Below are 17,878 nucleotides of genomic sequence, written 5' to 3'. Positions count from 1 at the left end.
ATACCGAGCAGAGAGCGCTTTAACTCGACATTTGTAAGCGACTTTGTGGCCCTGTATTTGTAGCAACCCTTGATTTAGGGTTGCTACAAATACAGGGCGTTACCGAATGCAATAGAATCTTACAGGCACAAAAAAGCCCGCAAACCTAGGGTATTACGGGCTTTTCGAATGATTCGGAACATTACCGAATCTAATGTTGGTGGAGCCGGCGGGATTTGAACCCGCGTCCGTCAGCACTCCGCCAGAGGCTCTACATGCTTAGTTCCGTTTATTGATTTAACCGGAATCAGCCCAACGGGCAGGACGATTCCAAGCGAGCCTGGTAAAAGTGTTAACAGCGCCGCCCCAGACGTGCTTTGCTGCGATCCCATTCTAAGTGACAGTCAGTAGCGCGGTATGGGCACCTTGCTAATGACCGCTAGCGGGCTTAAGCCGCTAGAGCGTAGTTGTCGTCGTTGGCAACTATAAAGTTACAGCTTTGGATTAACGTGATTGGCTGTCATCACGGCATGCACCAAAGGTTTTGTCACCGGCGTCGAATCCTAATCGGCCCCGGAGTTTTAAGTGTTTGAACGACCAAACCTTAAAACCCTCGCTGTGCGAACCGCGATTATAGCCTGAATTGGGGAACTATTTCACGCGGGAATTTCTAATAGGTGATTAAGAATCGTAAGCGTGGGTCCTGCCCTTTGCCCAATTGCGCAAAGCGTTTACACTCTGGCTTTTATTTGGGCACCGCCCTTTTACGCCTTTAAGAACCCTAATGGAGATGCCAATGAAGCGTTTTATCGCTCTTTTCGCAGGATTAACCCTGGGCTTGCTTAGCAGCCTGGTCAGCGCCCAAGCCAAATTTCAGGAACACAAGCACTTTGAGGATGTCGCCCCGGATGTGCCCGCCAAGGACCTGCCCAAAACGGTAACCGGCTTCTTCTGGTACGGTTGTGGACACTGCTATGCCTTCGAGCCGACGTTGGAAAAGTGGTTGGAGCATAAATCCGACAATATTGAGTTTGTCCGCGTGCCGGCTGTCTTGGGTCGCAATTGGGTGTCACATGCCCAGGCCTTCTATGCCACTGAGAAAATGGGCATCAGCGATAAAACCCACCGTGCGCTGTTTGACGCCATTCATAAAGATCGTAAGCCATTGTTTGGCCCGGCTGAAATCGCTCAGTTTTTAGCCGACACCAGTGGCGCTGATGCCGCTGAGATTTTGATGAATATGAATTCCCAGGAAAGCCGTGACGCCATTGCCCAGTCGATTGATACGGCCCAGAAATATCGCCTGCGTGGCGTGCCAGCGCTTCTGGTCGGCGGTAAGTATTTGGTGGATCCGGGCTCTGTCGGTGACGACCTGCAGGCAGTGATCGAGTTTTTGCTGGATCGCTAATCTCACTCCTGCACCCACACTTGGGCTTATTTATAAGCCAATTAAAAAGCCGGAGTCTCTGCTCCGGCTTTTTTGTTTCTGTCTTTCGATTTTTCTGTTTTCCGCTCTGCCTCAGGAATGCACTCTACTCTTCAAGCACATCACCCTTCACTTCGATGCGATTGGGTAGGTCTTGCCGCGCTTCACGCAATTGATCGCCCTGTCGACGCACGATGTGCTGAATCAAGATTTCCTGATCGTGTTCGCTCATATTGGCAAAATTCATACGGACATAAAATTTTTGATTCTCTTCGTTCATGCTGCAAGACACGATGGCGGCATAACATTGAACCAGGTGATTGCCCGGTTTAAGAGACATTTCCAGACTGATGGTGGCCCCTTCCGGCAAAGCCTCATCGGTAAAGAGGGCCATACCACAAGCACTGATATTCACTTCATGAACCTTGTAAGCCACCTTACGCACCAGGTAGCTATCCATTTCCAATTGATTGATCACCGCACTGAGTTTAGCGTTCATGGTTTCCATCAACTCGGCAATCAGGGGTTCGCGTGCTTGCAGCTGCCCGCAGAGGTTTGCAAACTTATTGTCGTAGGAGGCGATCAAATTTAGGGAATCCACTGGTTTGATGTCGCCATCCAGCTGATCGGCCAGCTCCTCGTCACTGAGCAAGCGATAGGCAACCCCAATGCTGTCATCGATGCGGAAAAAACGGCGGCGTTCCTGACTCATAGTGAATATCCAATCTGGATGACGGAACAACCGTCATCGTTTTAAAAAATTTCGTTAGGCTTGAGGTCAAACTGATACTTTGGCGGCTCCAAATCCAGATTGCGCAACAGGTCCTGTCCATCCTGATTCTGCAGTAGCTTCTTATCATCTTCGTTTAACTCATCGTCCAGCCCCTGACTGATCATGATTTCAACCCGACGGTTTTTCGCGCGGTTCTTACGGTTGTTGTTTTCCACTAACGGTTTGGTCGCAGCATAACCCGCCACTTCAAAACGGTTTTCCGCCACGCGCTTGCCGACCATCAAGGCATGGGCCACAGAGACGGCTCGGGCCGTAGAAAGCTCCCAGTTCGAACGAAAACGTTTGGTGCGAATGGGCACATCATCGGTGTGCCCCTGCACTTGAATTCGGCCGGGTTGCTTTGCCAACACTGCGGAAACCTCTTCCAACACTTGGAAGTACTTTTCACTGAGTGTCGCGGAGCCCGATTTAAAAGAGCCCTTCTCCCGAATTCGGATAATGATTTTTCGGCCGATAGTTTCGATTTCAATTTCACCGGTCACGATCTGTGCCTGCAGAGCTTGAGCCAATACGGCCGCATCTCGTTCGGTTTCTTTAATCAGCTCTTCGAGTTTTTCCTCCAGCCGTTCCTGCAACTCTTTGTCACTGGCTTTTTCAACACCGGCTTCCAAGTCTTCCTGACCTTTTTCGATATCAAACTCATTCACCTGATCAAACTCCAGGCTCGACTGGGTGATGTCTTCGGTTTTTTGCCAGATCTCATTGATCGGCGTTGGCTCGGGAATGGCTGGGCTGAATTCCCGCGCAATAATACTGGTGCCCTTGGGTGGATCAGTCACGGCCAATTTGGTTTGCACACCGAACGCCTGGGACAAGGAGCCCGCCAAGCGTTTAAATTTCTGCGCGTCCATTTCTGAAAATGACAACAGCAATACGAAGAAACACATCAACAGGGACATCAAGTCCGCGAAGGTACCCATCCACGGGGGGAGGCCTTCGACGCAATCACAACTTTGCTCTTCTTCATCACTCATGATTCACCCCCAATTAATCCGCCGCTTCGCGCTGGCCTTCCGGCAGATACGTGCGCAACATGGATTCAATAACACGAGGGTTTTGCCCGCCTTGAATGGCCAACAGCGCATCAATCACCAGGCTCTTGATCATCGCTTCTTCGGCAGCACGCAATTTGAGCTTATCGGCCATAGGCTCACAGAAGGCGTTCGCCATCACCGCACCGTACAGGGTGGTCAATAGCGCTACCGCCATCGCCGGGCCAATTGACTTGGGGTCGTCCATGTTCGCCAGCATCGCAACCAGACCAATCAGGGTTCCGATCATTCCCATCGCTGGTGCCATACTCGACATGGACATCATAATGTTGGCGCCTACTTTGTGGCGCTCTTCAGCCAACTTGCGATCATTGCTCAGCAACTGCTTCACTACATCGGCATCGTGACCGTCCACTAACAGCTGAATACCTTTTTGCAGGAAATCGCTGCTGACTTCCTTGCCTTCCAACGACAACAAACCGCCTTTACGAGCCGCATCAGCCAATTCAACAATCTCGTCGATCAGGGGGCCGGGTTGTTCCAGCTTATTGGCCATACCTTTGCCGATGACCTTACCCACACTCAGGAATTGCCCCAGACCGAACTTGGCCATGACCGCAAAGATACTTCCGCCCACAACAATGACCAGCGACGGGATGTTCACGAACATCCCCAGATCGCCACTCATCAACATGGTGACGATGATCAGACCGAAGGCGCCGGCAATACCGACTATGGTTGCTAAATCCACAGATTGCTCCTTAGCGTACACCCTCACATAGCGAGAGGCTGTTTAGATGTTTATCCACTAAGGCTTGTATCGGCCGTTCCTATAACAAGTTAACCCCTTATCTTGAAAATGTAGTACGACCACCAACATAAGCGGGCTATTTGGCGTAGCAATATCCGTTTTAGCGCCCAAACGCGCATTGACCCAGCCATTGGGCTCAGGTAGGGTGGCGCCATTCTTATTGAGCGGCAGCGAGCAGCATGACAAAAGACAAAAGCCCGAGTTTTGAATCCTCACTGGCCGAGCTGGAATCTCTGGTTGAAGCCATGGAAGCCGGTGATATGAGCCTCGAAGACTCCCTGGCAGCCTTTGAAAACGGGGTCAAACTGACCCGCCAGTGCCAGCAGCAACTCAGTGCTGCGGAGCAGAAGGTAGAACTGTTGATGGAACAACAGGGCAAGCTGATCAGCCAGCCCTTTGATGACCAGGACGGCAGCGACGGCTAGTTCTCGCTGAATAAGGTATCCACCGTGAGCTTTGATTTCCCCGCCTACGTGCAGCGCTGCCGAGAGCGCGCTGATTCCGCGATTGCCAAGGCCCTGGCCAAAAGCCAATGCCCCCAGAAACGCCTGCTGGAAGCCATGTCCTACAGCGCCACCAATGGCGGCAAGCGGGTGCGCCCTCTGCTGGTCATGGCCGGCGCGGAAGCCTGTGGCAACAGTGCCAGCCCTACGGTAGACAGTGCCGCGGCGGCCATTGAAATGATGCACGCCTACAGCCTGGTACATGATGACTTACCCGCCATGGATGATGACAAGCTCCGCCGCGGTCTCCCCACCTGCCATATCGCCTTTGATGAAGCCACAGCGATTCTGGCGGGCGACGCCCTGCAGAGCCAGGCCTTCAGTGAACTGGCCGAGCTGCCAAATTGTCCAGATAAGATCAAACTCCGGCTGATTCAGGAACTGGCCAGTGCCGCCGGTGCCGCCGGCATGGTCGCCGGCCAGGCCATCGATCTGGCCTCGGTCAATCAACGCATCAGCCTGGCGCAACTGGAGCAGATGCATCAGTTGAAAACCGGCCGGATAATCCGCGCGGCCATCCGCATGGGGGCCATTGCCTCCGGTCGCAGCCAAGCGTCGCAGCTGCGGGCGCTGGATGATTACGCTGACGCCATCGGTCTCGCCTTTCAGGTGCAGGACGATATTCTGGATGTTACCGCAGACACCGCCACGCTGGGCAAGCAGCAGGGGGCGGATGAGGAACTCAACAAGCCCACCTATGTCTCGCTTCTCGGGCTGGAGGCTGCCAAAGACAAGGCCGAGCAACTGCGTCAAGATGCCCACCAGGCCCTACAGGAATTCGGCCCCGAAGCGCTGGCCCTGAGAGCGCTGGCCGACTATATCGTGCAGAGAGCACATTGATCCTCTGATCGTCTAATAAAGAGCGGCCGCGCTTTGCTTTGCCGGGCCTGGCCGAATACAATGGGCGATCCTCCGCGCCAGCCCAAATAAGGCATGGCCGTGACAACCCTGATAGCTTGACGATGTGGTTGCCTGGCAACCTAGAGACCCTGTACTGAATGTTTAAAGAAATCCCCCTAGAGCGGCCTTCAACGCCCTTATTGGATAGCATTGACTCGCCTGAACAATTGCGCCAGTTGGATGAAGATCAACTGCCGGAATTGGCCAGCCAATTGCGTGAGTTTCTTTTGTACAGCGTCGGCAAAACCGGCGGCCATTTTGGTGCAGGCCTCGGCGTTGTGGAACTCACCATCGCCCTGCACTACATCTACAAGACACCGGAAGATCGCCTGGTTTGGGATGTGGGCCACCAGACCTACCCCCATAAAATTCTGACGGGTCGCCGGGAAGCTATGGCCAGCATTCGCCAGCTGGGTGGTTTGGCCGGCTTCCCAAAACGGGAAGAGAGTGAATTTGATACCTTCGGCGTGGGCCACTCCAGCACATCCATCAGCGCAGCCCTGGGCATGGCGCTGGGTGCCGAACAGGAAGCTCTTCAGAACGACGAAGATCCAGAGCAACGTCGCAAAGCGGTCGCCATCATTGGTGATGGCGCAATGACCGCAGGCATGGCCTTTGAAGCACTGAACCACGCGGCGCACACCGAAACCGACATGCTGGTGGTCCTGAACGATAACAATATGTCGATCAGTAAAAATGTGGGGGGCCTGGCAACCTACTTCTCCAGAATCTGGGCCAGCAAAACGTACAATCAAATGCGCGCCGGCAGCAAAAAAGTTCTGAGCGCGATCCCCCAGGCATGGGAGTTTGCCCGCCGCACGGAAGAGCATATGAAAGGCATGGTGTCTCCGGGCACCTTGTTTGAAGAACTGGGTTTTAATTACATCGGCCCAATTGATGGCCATGACCTGCCACGTTTGATTCATGACCTACGTAATTTGCGCGATATTGAAGGCCCTAAACTGCTTCACATTGTGACTCAAAAAGGCAAAGGTTTTAGCCCGGCTGAGGAAGATCCCGTGGGCTATCACGCGCTGAATAAAATTGAAGCGCCTAATACCACACCGGTCAGCGCAGCACCTAAAGCGCCTAAGTACCAGGATGTGTTTGGTGCCTGGCTCTGTGATCAAGCGGCCGAAGATGAGCGCTTAATTGGTATTACACCGGCCATGTGCGAAGGCTCAGGCATGGTGAAATTTTCCCAGGACTACAGTGAACGTTTTCATGACGTTGCCATTGCGGAACAACATGCCGTTACGTTGGCCGCGGGCATGGCTTGCGAAGGCCAGAAACCGGTCGTTGCTATTTATTCCACCTTTTTGCAACGCGCTTACGATCAATTGATTCACGATGTCGCTCTGCAAAACCTGGATGTCACCTTCGCCATCGACCGCGCAGGATTGGTCGGCGAAGACGGTCCAACACACGCTGGCAGTTTCGATTTGACGTTTATGCGTTGCATTCCCAATTTGGTGATTGCTGCACCGTCCGATGAAAATGAATGCCGAAAACTGCTGAGCAGTGCCTACCAACACAATGGCCCTTCGGCAGTACGCTATCCTCGCGGGAACGGTGTAGGCGTTACTATCGAATCCAATTTGGACACTGTTGCCATTGGCAAAGGTGTCCAAATCAATCGCAGCAAAAACAACGGCATCGCCATTTTAAATTTCGGCACCCGCCTGCAAGCGGTGAAAGAAGCCGCGCGTGAGTTGGACGCGAGCATTTGCGATATGCGTTGGGTAAAACCAATAGACGAAAAGCTGGTGTTGAAAATGGCGGAACAGCATCAAATGCTGGTGACTGTGGAAGAAAATGCCATCGCCGGTGGCGCAGGCAGTGCAGTGACCGAATTCCTAAACAGCAAAGGTGTGAACATTCCGATTCTGCAACTCGGCCTTGACGATCGTTATGTGGAACACGGCAAGCCCCAACAACTGTTGCAAGTTGAACAGCTGGACGCCGAAGGCATTCGTCAATCCATTGAGCAGCGCTGGGCTGAATTGAATCACAAAGAACAACACGATAATAAGCCCCGCAATCTGGCCTGAACTCCAAACGGAATCCTAACGGGCCAAAACAATAACAAGGAAGAGTGTTGAACACCCTACATGCCCCACCCAGTTTTTTACGCGCCTGCTTACTGCATGCAGGCTATGAACTAAAACGACGCTTCAGCAGTTTGAAATGGCTGCTGTTTGGTGGCAGTTTTATTCTGGCCTGGAGTTTGGTGTTGCGTTACATCATCCTCGGAGGCACACGCCTGATTGAAGAAGGTGAAGACAGTGGCCTCAGCCAACTGCTCTTGCACAAACTTGAATTACTCCAACGTTTTGACTGGCCCAGCTATGAACTGGCTATTTGCTGGTATCTCCTGGAACTCTTTCTCGCCCCCATGGTAATGCTGCTCAGCGCCGACATTTTGATTCAGGATCGTGACGCCAGGCGCTTACGTTTTTGGCAAGCACGCAGCCATCGCCTCAGTATTGTGCTCGGCCGCTTTGCCGCCAAAGCGATCATTCTCGCAGGCCTGTTAAGCATCGCAGTGTTTAGCACTCTAGCCGTCACGCTGTTTCGAGAATCCGGCTCAGTGGAAGCCAGCCTGGGCGCCGCCATGGTAATGTGTTTATTGTTGTTCTTTCTTGGCCTGCCCTATATCGCGCTGATGCTACTGAGCAGCGTTTTTTCCTCAAGCCCATTGCGTTCGCTGCTCACCGCTTTTGTTGGCCTTTTATTAATAAGCTGGATCTTGTCGTATCTGAGCAATATCTTCGCGCCTTTTGTTCTGCTGAATGCTGTACTGCCCGGAACGCACAGCCCAGTGCTCGACCAATGCTCGGCCAGCGAATGTTTACCCGCCATTGGCTTGCCCCTGATTCAAACAAGTTGGGTATTGCTGCTGGCCTTGTGGTTTTGGCGGAGGCAAGACATATGAGCTTACTGGAATGCAAAAACCTCAGTAAACGCTTTGGGCAATTTGAAGCCCTTAAGCCAACCAATCTGCGTTTGGAAAAAGGCAGCCCAATTGCCCTAATCGGCCCGAATGGTGCAGGCAAGACAACGTTTTTCAGCTTACTGTGCAATTACATCCAACCCAGCAGTGGGGACGTTCACATTCTGGGCGAGCGCATTGACAGCCCGAACATTCAGGGACGGCTCGGCAGCTTGCCCCAGGACGCACAATTGGATCGTGAGCTGAGCATAGTGCAACAGCTGAGTTTTCTGGCTCGCCTGCAAGGTTTTGGCAAAGCGGCCGCTCGGCAGGAAGCTGAGCGAGTGTTGAGTTTGGTGGATCTGAACGATTCGCTGAATAAAAAACCTCAAGCGCTCAGTCATGGCATGAACAAACGCGTACTCTTTGCCCAGGCTTTGATTGGTAACCCGGAGCTGGTCTTACTCGATGAACCCACCGCTGGCGTTGACCCCAACAACGCCCGTATGATTCGAAACATTATCGAACAACAGTCCCAACATCAGACATTTATCATCAGTTCGCACAATATCGCTGAGCTGGAAAAACTCTGTCAGCGTGTCTTGTACATTGAACAAGGTGTACTTCGCGAGCATCACAGTCAGGAACACAGCAGTGGCAACGTCGCGGTCATTGAACTGGAACTGCGCAATGAACAAGCCCAGCACTTACAAGACAGCCTGCACACACTCACGGCCTTTCAATCCGCCAGCAGCCGAACTCCGCGCCAACTCAGCATTCGCTACGATGCTCAGGAAAAAAAGTTTGACCAACAGCTGCTGGCATTACTCTCGCAACAAGGAATTGAGTATCAACAATTGACGAAAGGGCTGAGCCTGGAAGAACAGTTGTTTGCACAAAAGCCAGACAAGGCTGAATGAAATAAATGAGGTGTAAAACGATGGTGCTGCCATTGATTTACACCTCACGCCGGAGGCGACGGGGCGAGACTTAACTGCCTTTATGGGAAGCAGCAACACAAGCCGCTTGATCGTACATTCCCACCATTAAGTTCAGCGCTTGAGTCGCACCATTCAGCTTACCTTCAAAGCCCGCAATAGAACCGGTGAGGCTCAACAATAATTCCTGTCGATAACGGGCATAGCGGTCGGTGACCTCCATCCCCTGTTCCGTCACCTGATAGGTAACCCCTTTCTTGCTGTCACCTTTCGCTTTTTCGATAAGGCCGGCTTTGCTCATTTTGCGCAAGCTGTACTGCAGGTTAGAGAGGTCATCGCGATTTAGCAGACGGGCGAGATCAGAAATACTTTTGGGGCGATCATGCATCCGGATCATATGCAACAGAGCATTGTCGGTGCCGCTGAAGTTACCTTCTACACAGCAGGCCAGGCAGTCCGATTGCCAGCGTTCAAACGCCTCCGAGATCCGAAAGAGCGCAAACTCCAGCTCTGTCAGAGCAACCTCATGGGCATCCGTAGCCAAGTGCCATTTTTTATCTAATATTTCTTTCGTGGCGCGATTGATTTCGTTGTTATTATTCATTGGCTTCCTTAGGGTAAATACTACGGCCCTAGAATAACCAAAAAGCACAACAGAGGCACCTGCTGTTGTGCTTTTTTGCACATCATTCGACCTTTTACGCCTAGTCCATAATCCGCGAGAACAAGGCTAACTGCGGCCTCTTTCGGGCTTAATCATCGACACGTAAGGGCATACGAATTCCCTTACGCTCCAGGCGAGGCAGCACTTCCTGAATGAAATAAGGCATCTCTTTTACATAGTCGACAAAACCCAAAACGCTGCCGCCAAAACCGGCGTTGTGCAGTGCTTCGAGTCCATTGGCCACGGTGTCAGGGTCGCCGACCAATGGAAAGCCACCGTGACCGGTTGCCATGGCCTGCTTCATTTGAAGAATTTGGTCTTTGGGGAAAGACTCAGCATTTTCGAACATAATGCGCGTGATATTGTCGACCGCGCCCCAGTCGGCGTTTTCTTCAGCGTAATAGCGATGATATTCCTCGGCTTCTTTTTGAGTCGGGCGGCATACCGAGAACGACAGCGTAAGCACACCCACGTCACGCCCAACTTTATTGCCGGCGGCTTTGATGTTGCGAATGTCTTCCGACGTTTTGTCGAGATCCATCGCTGGGGTGAACAGGAAATCCGCGTTATTGACCGCAAATTCTCGCCCCTGAGAAGAACCCGCCGCATTAAAGATGGGCACATTCTGTTGAACCGGGTGCGGCAGAGAGTACGTCTGTTTCAACTTGTGCCACTCGCCTTCATAGTCAAAGGCTTCATTTTCCCGCCACAGGCGTTTCACAATATCGAACCATTCCTGCCCATAGGCATAACGGGTTTCGTGGTCGTCAGGCAACTCCTGCCCCAGGGCTTCATACTCTGGACGGTTCCAACCGCATACTACATTCAAACCAGCTCGCCCCCCGCCAATGTGATCCATCGTGGCCATCTGTTTGGCCAACACTACCGGGTGATTACAGGATGTGTGAATGGTGGAAAAAACGTGAATATTCTTGGTGTGGGCCAACAAGGCGGTCGCCCAGGTAATGGTCTCCAAAACATTGCCATGGAAATTGGTGTCCCCGCCATAACCGATCCAGCGAGCAATCGGCAGCAGAAAATCGAACCCGGCTTCATCGGCCATTTTGGCCATCTGAAGGTTGTTGTCCCAACTGTTGTCCCAACGCTCAGGCACCTTGGTGACAGCTAGGCCACCCGAGCAGTTAGCCGAAAAGGTGCCCAACTTGAAATGATTGCGATGAAAGTAGTGATTTGCGCTCATGACTTACCTCGTTATTTTTATTTTGTTTCAATTTAAGGTTAATTTAACCTTTAAATTAAAACCTTACAAGTAAATCAAGTGACTTTCCCTGCATCAAATCACTCCACCCATGTCGGCTGCGCTCAGCGATGGCCTCAAGTTGATAGTGAGTGCATACATACATTCTGTTTCGGAGCATGTCGAACTCTGAGTTTAGGCGTCATTGGAAGATAAAACGTCCAATCAGCCACAAAAACCCACCCTCATCAGCAGCCAATCGGAGGTTTATGGCTGGCACTTCGTTTATATGCCATAGGCACCGCATGAAGCATGAGATTCGCTGATCGGAACGGGGCCGCCAACAATAAACCACCACAAAGCGGTTCTGTTTTAAGCGAGGTAAAACCATGGATTCAAGTGGACCAATGATTACGAACGACGCCGTCGCATTCGGCTTGCTGGCGCTGTTGCTGGGCCTGATCATGCACACCGCCTACAATGCCGGTCCGAAATGGAAACGCTTCTACAGTGTCGTCCCCATGGTTCTGGTCTGCTACCTGCTGCCCTCTTTGCTGAACACCTTTGGCATCCTGTCTTCAGAGGGCTCCAATCTCTGGACCATTGCCAAGAACTACTTTCTGCCCGCCAGTCTCGTCTTGATGACTCTGAGTATTGATCTGAAAGCTATTTTGCGGCTGGGTGATAAGGCGCTGGCCATGTTTCTCACCGGCACAGTTGGCATCGTTATTGGCGGCCCATTGGCCATCTTAATTGTGTCTTTCTTCAGTCCGGAAACCGTGGGCGGCGCTGGCCCTGAAGCCATTTGGCGAGGTTTAGCGACCTTAGCAGGCAGCTGGATCGGTGGCGGCGCCAACCAGGCCGCGATGCTGGAACTGTACCAGTACAACCCGGCCAATTATTCAGCCATGGTCACCGTTGATATTGTTGTCGCGAATTTGTGGATGGCCTGCCTGCTGTACGGTGCAGCAAATAACGCCAAGATCGATCGCTGGTTGGGCGCAGATACTTCCGCGATTGAAGACGTAAAAAAACGGCTGGAAGAATATCACGGCCGTGAAAAGCTGGAACTGGACATGCCTCGCCTCACCGCGATTTTCGCCATTGCGTTCGGCACCGTGGGCCTCTGTCATTTTTTGGGCGATATTTTGTCTCCCCTGTTTAAATCTATTCCCGCAACCTCAGAAAGCATTCTCGCCAGTCACTTTTTCTGGGTTGTGATCATCTCCACCACTACCGGACTCGCGCTGAGTTTCACCCGCGTCAGCAAGTTGGAGGGCGCAGGCGCTTCCAAGTTTGGCAGCCTGTTTATTTACCTGCTGGTGGTCATCATCGGCACCAAGATGGATATCCGGAAAATTGTGGAGCAACCGGGATTGATCCTGGTTGGCATCATCTGGATGAGCATTCATGTTGGCCTGTTGATTACTGTCGCTCGCCTGATACGCGCGCCGTTTTTCTTTCTTGCCGTCGGCAGTAAGGCCAATGTCGGCGGTGCGGCCTCGGCACCCATTATCGCCGCCGCGTTCCACCCGTCATTGGCACCCGTCGGTGTACTGCTGGCTGTGCTGGGTTACGCTCTCGGCACTTACGGTGCGATGCTCTGCGCCTGGCTGATGCAAATCGCTTCACCGGTTTAGATTCTCAGTGACATCAAAAAGCCCGCTTAGTGCGGGCTTTTCTCTCAACGCCAGTGTTGACTCAGTTCTCCGAGTGTCGATACGCCTGCAGCTGTTCTCGCAACCCTGTCGCGATATCTGAAACCGCTTCACTCGCTTTTGATGAACCTTCTGAAAGATCCGCCGTTTGCTGACTGAGTTGAGATAGTTTTTCCGCCTGCCCACTCAGAGAAGTCGACAACTCAATCTGTTGCCGGGAGTGCTGGGATATATCCTGACTCTGGCCACGAATCAAACGCATACCCTGTAAAATTTCATCGATGATTTCGCCCGTCGACTGGGCCTGATCAACGCTCCTCGATGCCGCCTCAACACTGTCACCGAGTGATGCCGACACTTGCTCGCTGCTTGCCTGAATCGCTTCGACCATCGCCTGGATTTCATTCGTGGAGCTCGCTGTACGCTGCGCCAGCTGACGTACCTCATCAGCGACAACCGCAAAACCCCGACCTTGGTCCCCGGCGCGGGCCGCTTCGATCGCAGCATTCAATGCCAGCAGATTGGTTTGCTCCGCAATTTCTTTGATGACCGACAAGACACCACCAATTGCTTCGCTGCTGCTGGACAACGTATTCATGTCTGATGAGGAACGCTGCACATGTTCTGCCAGCTGATTAATTACGGCGATGGTTTTCCGTAAGCGTTCAGCGCCCACTTCAGCGGCCTCGGTCGCCACCTGGGTTTCTTTTTGGCTCGACTCGACCGCTTTCAAAACGCCTTCTCCAGCTTCAAAGACACATGCCACCGCAGCGTTCACTTCTTTCAGTTCGCGGTTTTGCAATTCCACCTGGCGATCGACATTTTTGGCGCCACTGACGAGAGACTTGGCTGAACCCTGTAAAGTGATCGCGACCGCTTGCAAAGAACCGAGCAACTCATCGAGCACGGATATCATGCGGTTGACGTCGTTGCCCAGTTGCCCCAGTTCGCAATTCGATTCTACGGACACCCGGCGGGAAAAATTCATCTCCTGAATAATCCCAGACACCGAAGCTCGAATGCTTTGCAGTGGACGCAGAATGCTTCGGCTTAACCACAGACTCAAGGCCAACTGCGTCACCGCCAACAACGCCAGCAGCATCAGGATTTGCTGTGTTGTCGAATTCAGGCGCTCGTCGGCTGCCGCTTGCTCTGCTTCGGCCAATGCCGTTTGCTGGGCAATCAGGCGATCCAATGCGCGATACAAAGGCTTAAGGCCCTCATACATTTTAATGTCAACGAACTGCCCCAATTCGTAGTTGGATTTGTCTTCAATCAGCTGCTCCAACTGTGCAATGGTGGCAAACGATTGTTCAATGTCAGGTTTCAATTCCACCAACAGTTGTTTTTCGGCATCACTCTGAGGACGATTTTCGTAACGCCGCCAGATGTCGTGGATAGTTTTGTCAGCGTCAAGCACAGCGTCTTCCGCATCTTGCCAGAAGATCATCTGGGCCCTTAGTTGATGGGCTGTGTCGCTGATATCGTGACTGTAAAGGCGAGACAGATGCTCCAACATCCAGACAGGTTCGAGACGTTGCTTACTGAGGTTTTGCGCGAACGACACTTCCGAGCGGATTTTCGACCATGCCAGAAACGACATGAGAATACACACACTGATCGACATAGCGACGAGCATTCCGAGCCTATGGCTGATACGTAAACTCATAGCGACCTCCCTGTTAATTGCTGACCGTTAAACTCAGCTTTCGGCGCTACTTCGGAATAATCAATATTGTCACAAAAATTTAATGTGGGCGGGAAGGCTCAAGCGAGAATGAAAAGCGTCGGGGAATCACAGTTTGGGCATTTTACAGGCATAAAAAAACCGGCCAATGGCCGGTTTTCTGCAGACGCTTCAGCTTACTCTTCTTCAGCTGCCGCTTCTACTTGCGGGCGATCTACCAACTCAACATAGGCCATTGGGGCCTTGTCGCCGGCGCGAAAGCCGCACTTCAAGATGCGCAGGTAACCACCTGGACGGTCCTGATAACGAGGACCTAATACAGAGAACAGTTTACCTACAGCTTCTTTGTTACGCAGACGGTCGAAAGCTAAACGACGGTTAGCTACGCTGTCTTCCTTGGCCAAAGTAATCAGGGGCTCTGCATGACGACGCAGTTCCTTAGCTTTTGGCAAGGTTGTTTTAATCAACTCGTGCTCAACCAGAGAAGATACCATGTTCTTGAACATAGCCTTACGGTGTGAGCTGTTGCGATTCAGTTGACGGCCACTATGACGATGACGCATGACTCTAAATCCTTCATTTGGGCCCTCGATTCGCATCGAGGGCGCTATTTACGTTGGCATTAGCTTGGCTAATGCCAAACCGATATTACATTAAGCGTTGAATTTGGCTTAGTCGTCAGCACGCAGGCTGGCTGGTGGCCAATTCTCCAAGCGCATACCCAGTGACAAACCGCGAGAAGCCAGAATGTCTTTAATTTCGGTAAGCGACTTTTTACCCAGGTTCGGCGTTTTCAACAACTCTACTTCAGTGCGCTGAATCAGGTCACCGATGTAGTAGATGTTCTCAGCCTTCAAGCAGTTAGCGGAGCGAACGGTCAGTTCCAGGTCGTCCACAGGACGCAACAGAACTGGATCGATCTCTTCTTCTTTCTGCTCAGGCTCAGCTTCTTTCTCGCCTTCCAGGTCGACAAATACGGCTAACTGCTGTTGCAGAATAGTAGCTGCACGACGAATCGCTTCTTCCGGGTCGATAGTACCGTTGGTTTCCAGATCCAGAACCAGCTTGTCCAGATCAGTACGCTGCTCAACACGGGCACTCTCTACGGAGTAAGCCAAACGACGTACTGGGCTGAAAGAAGCATCCAGCTGCAGACGGCCAATAGCGCGAGTTTCCTCGTCATCGCTACGACGCGCATCAGCAGGCTGATAACCACGGCCGCGAGCAACGCTTAACTTCATGCTCAGCTCGACATCACCAGTGATGTTGGCAATGACGTGGTCAGGGTTTTTGATCTCAACTTCGTGATCAACCTGAATATCACCAGCAGTTACGACGCCTGGGCCTTTCTTGCTCAGGGTTAAAACCGCTTGATCTTTACCGTGCATAACCACGGCAACGCCTTTAAGGTTCAACAGGATTTCGATAACGTCTTCCTGGATACCTTCAATTGCACTGTACTCGTGCAACACACCGTCGATTTCAACTTCAGTGACAGCACAACCTGGCATTGAAGACAACAAAATGCGACGCAGGGCGTTGCCAAGGGTATGACCGAAGCCACGCTCAAGAGGCTCTAAAACCACTTTGGCGCGAGTTGGGCCGGTGTCGGTAACGTCAATATGACGCGGGGTCAAAAATTCGTTTACAGCACTCTGCATAGCCATACCTTAGGTTAGTCCGTTACTTGGAGTAAAGTTCAACAATTAGGTTCTCGTTGATCTCAGCAGGTAAATCTGCACGATCAGGAACGCGCTTGAAAGTGCCTTCCTTTTTGTCCGAGTTCACGTCAACCCACTCAACTTCAGCGCGCTGAGCAGCAATTGCCATAGCGTTTTGAATGCGAAGTTGATTTTTGGATTTTTCGCGAACGGCAACAACGTCACCTTCATTCACCTGGTAAGAAGCAATGTTGACTACTTGACCATTAACGGTGATGGACTTGTGAGATACCAACTGACGAGATTCAGCGCGAGTCGCGCCGTAACCCATGCGGTATACAACGTTATCCAAACGAGATTCCAACAGCTTCAGCAGGTTTTCACCAGTAGCACCCTTACGACGGGCAGCTTCTTTGTAGTAACCGCGGAACTGCTTTTCCAGTACGCCGTACAAGCGACGAACTTTTTGCTTTTCACGCAACTGAACACCGTAGTCAGACAGACGACCACGACGCGCACCGTGTACACCAGGTGCGGTTTCAGCTTTACATTTTGAATCCAGTGGGCGAGCGCCAGATTTCAGGAACAAGTCTGTTCCTTCACGGCGAGCCAGTTTACAAGTTGGTCCGATATAACGTGCCATCTTCTTTAAGCCCCCTTATACGCGACGTTTCTTAGGAGGACGACAACCATTATGAGGAATGGGTGTTACGTCCGTAATGTTGGAGATTTTATATCCAACGTTATTCAAGGCACGAACTGCAGACTCACGGCCTGGTCCTGGACCTTTTACTTCAACGTCTAGGTTCTTCAAACCATAGTCCTTTGCAGCTTCACCAGCGCGCTCTGCAGCAACCTGGGCAGCGAAAGGGGTAGACTTACGTGAACCACGGAAACCAGAACCACCTGCGGTAGCCCAGCTCAGGGTATTGCCCTGACGATCTGTGATAGTCACGATAGTGTTGTTAAAAGAGGCGTGGATATGGGCGATGCCATCAACGACCGTCTTTTTTACCTTTTTACGGGTAGTTTTGCTTGGCTTAGCCATAACGATCTTCCTAACCTTTATTTCTTAATAGGCTTACGCGGACCCTTACGGGTGCGAGCATTAGTCTTAGTGCGCTGACCACGAAGCGGCAAGCTGCGACGGTGACGCAAACCACGGTAGCAACCCAAGTCCATCAAGCGTTTGATGTTCATGGAAATTTCACGACGCAGGTCACCTTCTACAGTGATTTTACCTACTTCGGCGCGAATCGCGTCCATTTCTGTTTCAGACAATTCGCCGATTTTAGTCGTTTCTGCAATACCGGTAGCAGCAAGGATCTGCTGTGCGGTGGTCTTACCTACACCATAGACATAGGTCAGAGAGATAACGGCGTGTTTGTTATCTGGTATGTTTACACCAGCTATACGAGCCATCTAGATACTCCACATATCATATAAATTGTAGCGCTGACAGCAATTACCAGCTCCCTCAGCACCAAAAGGCGCGAAAGGATACCGATAAAGCCGCACAAATGCAATAGCCCGGAGGTTTCCCCCCGGGCGACAGTCAACGCCCCCAAAGCAGAAGGCAGTGATGAACTGCTTTCTGTTAGCCTTGACGCTGCTTGTGACGTGGCTCGGCGCTGCAGATTACTCGAACAACACCATTGCGACGGACCACTTTGCAGTTACGGCACATCTTTTTAACTGAAGCACGAACTTTCATGTTTCAACCTCTTTCCGAGACT

General features: G+C 51.9%; 19 protein-coding genes and 1 other RNA gene. 7 read left to right on the top strand and 13 right to left on the bottom strand.

The features are described 5' to 3' along the window. Positions 1 to 197: 197 nt before the first annotated feature. Positions 198 to 554, bottom strand: a transfer-messenger RNA (tmRNA) gene (ssrA, locus tag ABWW03_RS17850). Between the two features lie 221 nt (positions 555 to 775). On the opposite strand from ssrA, the gene ABWW03_RS17845 reads away from it, so the two are divergent. Further along, positions 776 to 1,387 (top strand): thiol:disulfide interchange protein DsbA/DsbL, encoded by a 612-nt coding sequence (locus ABWW03_RS17845; protein ID WP_353410637.1) that lies wholly within the window; start codon positions 776 to 778, stop codon positions 1,385 to 1,387. 124 nt (positions 1,388 to 1,511) lie between these two features. Here ABWW03_RS17845 and ABWW03_RS17840 read toward each other — a convergent pair whose 3' ends face one another. The 3 genes from ABWW03_RS17840 to pomA are packed head-to-tail and all read right to left on the bottom strand — an operon-like array spanning position 1,512 to position 3,941. Further along, the gene (locus tag ABWW03_RS17840; protein ID WP_353410635.1) at positions 1,512 to 2,117 is read right to left on the bottom strand and encodes a PilZ domain-containing protein; all 606 of its coding nucleotides are present in this window, start codon (positions 2,115 to 2,117) and stop codon (positions 1,512 to 1,514) included. A gap of 41 nt (positions 2,118 to 2,158) precedes the next feature. After that, positions 2,159 to 3,172, bottom strand: coding sequence for a MotB family protein (locus ABWW03_RS17835; protein WP_353410633.1), 1,014 nt, complete (start codon positions 3,170 to 3,172; stop codon positions 2,159 to 2,161). Between the two features lie 13 nt (positions 3,173 to 3,185). Next, positions 3,186 to 3,941, bottom strand: a complete 756-nt coding sequence (gene pomA, locus ABWW03_RS17830) for a flagellar motor protein PomA (RefSeq protein ID WP_353410631.1) — start codon at positions 3,939 to 3,941, stop codon at positions 3,186 to 3,188. Positions 3,942 to 4,180: 239 nt separating this feature from the next. On the opposite strand from pomA, the gene ABWW03_RS17825 reads away from it, so the two are divergent. The 5 genes from ABWW03_RS17825 (at position 4,181) to ABWW03_RS17805 (ending at position 9,256) form a co-directional block, all read left to right on the top strand. Continuing rightward, on the top strand, positions 4,181 to 4,426 hold the full coding sequence (locus tag ABWW03_RS17825) for an exodeoxyribonuclease VII small subunit (RefSeq protein ID WP_353410629.1): 246 nt from the start codon (positions 4,181 to 4,183) through the stop codon (positions 4,424 to 4,426). A 24-nt stretch (positions 4,427 to 4,450) separates the two neighbouring features. Next, complete coding sequence (gene ispA, locus ABWW03_RS17820; RefSeq protein WP_353410627.1) at positions 4,451 to 5,344, top strand: (2E,6E)-farnesyl diphosphate synthase; 894 nt, start codon at positions 4,451 to 4,453, stop codon at positions 5,342 to 5,344. Between the two features lie 158 nt (positions 5,345 to 5,502). After that, a complete protein-coding gene (dxs, locus tag ABWW03_RS17815) occupies positions 5,503 to 7,455 on the top strand; it encodes a 1-deoxy-D-xylulose-5-phosphate synthase (protein WP_353410625.1) in 1,953 nt (650 codons plus the stop codon). 47 nt (positions 7,456 to 7,502) lie between these two features. Then, positions 7,503 to 8,339, top strand: coding sequence for a hypothetical protein (locus ABWW03_RS17810; RefSeq protein ID WP_353410623.1), 837 nt, complete (start codon positions 7,503 to 7,505; stop codon positions 8,337 to 8,339). Next, the gene (locus ABWW03_RS17805; RefSeq protein ID WP_353410621.1) at positions 8,336 to 9,256 is read left to right on the top strand and encodes an ABC transporter ATP-binding protein; all 921 of its coding nucleotides are present in this window, start codon (positions 8,336 to 8,338) and stop codon (positions 9,254 to 9,256) included. The genes ABWW03_RS17810 and ABWW03_RS17805 overlap by 4 nt, the downstream gene beginning before the upstream one ends. 70 nt (positions 9,257 to 9,326) lie before the next feature. Here ABWW03_RS17805 and ABWW03_RS17800 read toward each other — a convergent pair whose 3' ends face one another. Together ABWW03_RS17800 and ABWW03_RS17795 are read right to left on the bottom strand one after the other, a co-directional pair. Continuing rightward, positions 9,327 to 9,878 (bottom strand): winged helix DNA-binding protein, encoded by a 552-nt coding sequence (locus ABWW03_RS17800; RefSeq protein ID WP_353410619.1) that lies wholly within the window; start codon positions 9,876 to 9,878, stop codon positions 9,327 to 9,329. 148 nt (positions 9,879 to 10,026) lie between these two features. Then, positions 10,027 to 11,139, bottom strand: coding sequence for an LLM class flavin-dependent oxidoreductase (locus ABWW03_RS17795; protein ID WP_353410617.1), 1,113 nt, complete (start codon positions 11,137 to 11,139; stop codon positions 10,027 to 10,029). Between the two features lie 386 nt (positions 11,140 to 11,525). On the opposite strand from ABWW03_RS17795, the gene ABWW03_RS17790 reads away from it, so the two are divergent. Further along, on the top strand, positions 11,526 to 12,776 hold the full coding sequence (locus ABWW03_RS17790; RefSeq protein ID WP_353410615.1) for a DUF819 domain-containing protein: 1,251 nt from the start codon (positions 11,526 to 11,528) through the stop codon (positions 12,774 to 12,776). Positions 12,777 to 12,837: 61 nt separating this feature from the next. On the opposite strand, the gene ABWW03_RS17785 is transcribed toward ABWW03_RS17790, so the two are convergent. From ABWW03_RS17785 to rpmJ, 7 genes are all read right to left on the bottom strand, one after another. Continuing rightward, positions 12,838 to 14,463: a methyl-accepting chemotaxis protein gene (locus ABWW03_RS17785; RefSeq protein ID WP_353410613.1), complete on the bottom strand. Its 1,626-nt coding sequence runs from the start codon at positions 14,461 to 14,463 to the stop codon at positions 12,838 to 12,840. Positions 14,464 to 14,657: 194 nt separating this feature from the next. After that, entirely contained in the window at positions 14,658 to 15,044 is a 387-nt protein-coding gene (gene rplQ / locus ABWW03_RS17780; RefSeq protein WP_166843514.1) for a 50S ribosomal protein L17, read from the bottom strand. A 108-nt stretch (positions 15,045 to 15,152) separates the two neighbouring features. Next, the gene (locus ABWW03_RS17775; protein ID WP_166843513.1) at positions 15,153 to 16,142 is read right to left on the bottom strand and encodes a DNA-directed RNA polymerase subunit alpha; all 990 of its coding nucleotides are present in this window, start codon (positions 16,140 to 16,142) and stop codon (positions 15,153 to 15,155) included. A 22-nt stretch (positions 16,143 to 16,164) separates the two neighbouring features. Continuing rightward, positions 16,165 to 16,785: a 30S ribosomal protein S4 gene (gene rpsD / locus ABWW03_RS17770; protein WP_353410610.1), complete on the bottom strand. Its 621-nt coding sequence runs from the start codon at positions 16,783 to 16,785 to the stop codon at positions 16,165 to 16,167. A 15-nt stretch (positions 16,786 to 16,800) separates the two neighbouring features. Then, on the bottom strand, positions 16,801 to 17,190 hold the full coding sequence (gene rpsK / locus ABWW03_RS17765; RefSeq protein WP_166843511.1) for a 30S ribosomal protein S11: 390 nt from the start codon (positions 17,188 to 17,190) through the stop codon (positions 16,801 to 16,803). A gap of 17 nt (positions 17,191 to 17,207) precedes the next feature. After that, a complete protein-coding gene (rpsM, locus tag ABWW03_RS17760; protein ID WP_166843510.1) occupies positions 17,208 to 17,564 on the bottom strand; it encodes a 30S ribosomal protein S13 in 357 nt (118 codons plus the stop codon). Between the two features lie 175 nt (positions 17,565 to 17,739). Next, on the bottom strand, positions 17,740 to 17,856 hold the full coding sequence (gene rpmJ / locus ABWW03_RS17755; protein ID WP_166843509.1) for a 50S ribosomal protein L36: 117 nt from the start codon (positions 17,854 to 17,856) through the stop codon (positions 17,740 to 17,742). Between the last annotated feature and the right edge of the window lie 22 nt (positions 17,857 to 17,878).

Origin of the sequence: Pseudoteredinibacter isoporae (assembly GCF_040372805.1) — a bacterium.
Taxonomy (GTDB): domain Bacteria; phylum Pseudomonadota; class Gammaproteobacteria; order Pseudomonadales; family Cellvibrionaceae; genus Pseudoteredinibacter; species Pseudoteredinibacter isoporae_A.
This window is presented reverse-complemented; position numbering and strand designations above follow the sequence as displayed.

Excerpts from the sequence above, each read along its gene's own strand:
- ABWW03_RS17845 (WP_353410637.1), top strand. The coding sequence starts at position 776 with ATGAAGCGTTTTATCGCTCTTTTCGCAGGATTAACCCTGGGCTTGCTT.
- ABWW03_RS17840 (WP_353410635.1), bottom strand. The coding sequence starts at position 2,117 with ATGAGTCAGGAACGCCGCCGTTTTTTCCGCATCGATGACAGCATTGGG.
- ABWW03_RS17835 (WP_353410633.1), bottom strand. The coding sequence starts at position 3,172 with ATGAGTGATGAAGAAGAGCAAAGTTGTGATTGCGTCGAAGGCCTCCCC.
- ABWW03_RS17825 (WP_353410629.1), top strand. The coding sequence starts at position 4,181 with ATGACAAAAGACAAAAGCCCGAGTTTTGAATCCTCACTGGCCGAGCTG.
- dxs (WP_353410625.1), top strand. The coding sequence starts at position 5,503 with ATGTTTAAAGAAATCCCCCTAGAGCGGCCTTCAACGCCCTTATTGGAT.
- ABWW03_RS17805 (WP_353410621.1), top strand. The coding sequence starts at position 8,336 with ATGAGCTTACTGGAATGCAAAAACCTCAGTAAACGCTTTGGGCAATTT.
- ABWW03_RS17800 (WP_353410619.1), bottom strand. The coding sequence starts at position 9,878 with ATGAATAATAACAACGAAATCAATCGCGCCACGAAAGAAATATTAGAT.
- ABWW03_RS17795 (WP_353410617.1), bottom strand. The coding sequence starts at position 11,139 with ATGAGCGCAAATCACTACTTTCATCGCAATCATTTCAAGTTGGGCACC.
- ABWW03_RS17790 (WP_353410615.1), top strand. The coding sequence starts at position 11,526 with ATGGATTCAAGTGGACCAATGATTACGAACGACGCCGTCGCATTCGGC.
- ABWW03_RS17785 (WP_353410613.1), bottom strand. The coding sequence starts at position 14,463 with ATGAGTTTACGTATCAGCCATAGGCTCGGAATGCTCGTCGCTATGTCG.
- rplQ (WP_166843514.1), bottom strand. The coding sequence starts at position 15,044 with ATGCGTCATCGTCATAGTGGCCGTCAACTGAATCGCAACAGCTCACAC.
- ABWW03_RS17775 (WP_166843513.1), bottom strand. The coding sequence starts at position 16,142 with ATGCAGAGTGCTGTAAACGAATTTTTGACCCCGCGTCATATTGACGTT.
- rpsD (WP_353410610.1), bottom strand. The coding sequence starts at position 16,785 with ATGGCACGTTATATCGGACCAACTTGTAAACTGGCTCGCCGTGAAGGA.
- rpsK (WP_166843511.1), bottom strand. The coding sequence starts at position 17,190 with ATGGCTAAGCCAAGCAAAACTACCCGTAAAAAGGTAAAAAAGACGGTC.
- rpsM (WP_166843510.1), bottom strand. The coding sequence starts at position 17,564 with ATGGCTCGTATAGCTGGTGTAAACATACCAGATAACAAACACGCCGTT.
- rpmJ (WP_166843509.1), bottom strand. The coding sequence starts at position 17,856 with ATGAAAGTTCGTGCTTCAGTTAAAAAGATGTGCCGTAACTGCAAAGTG.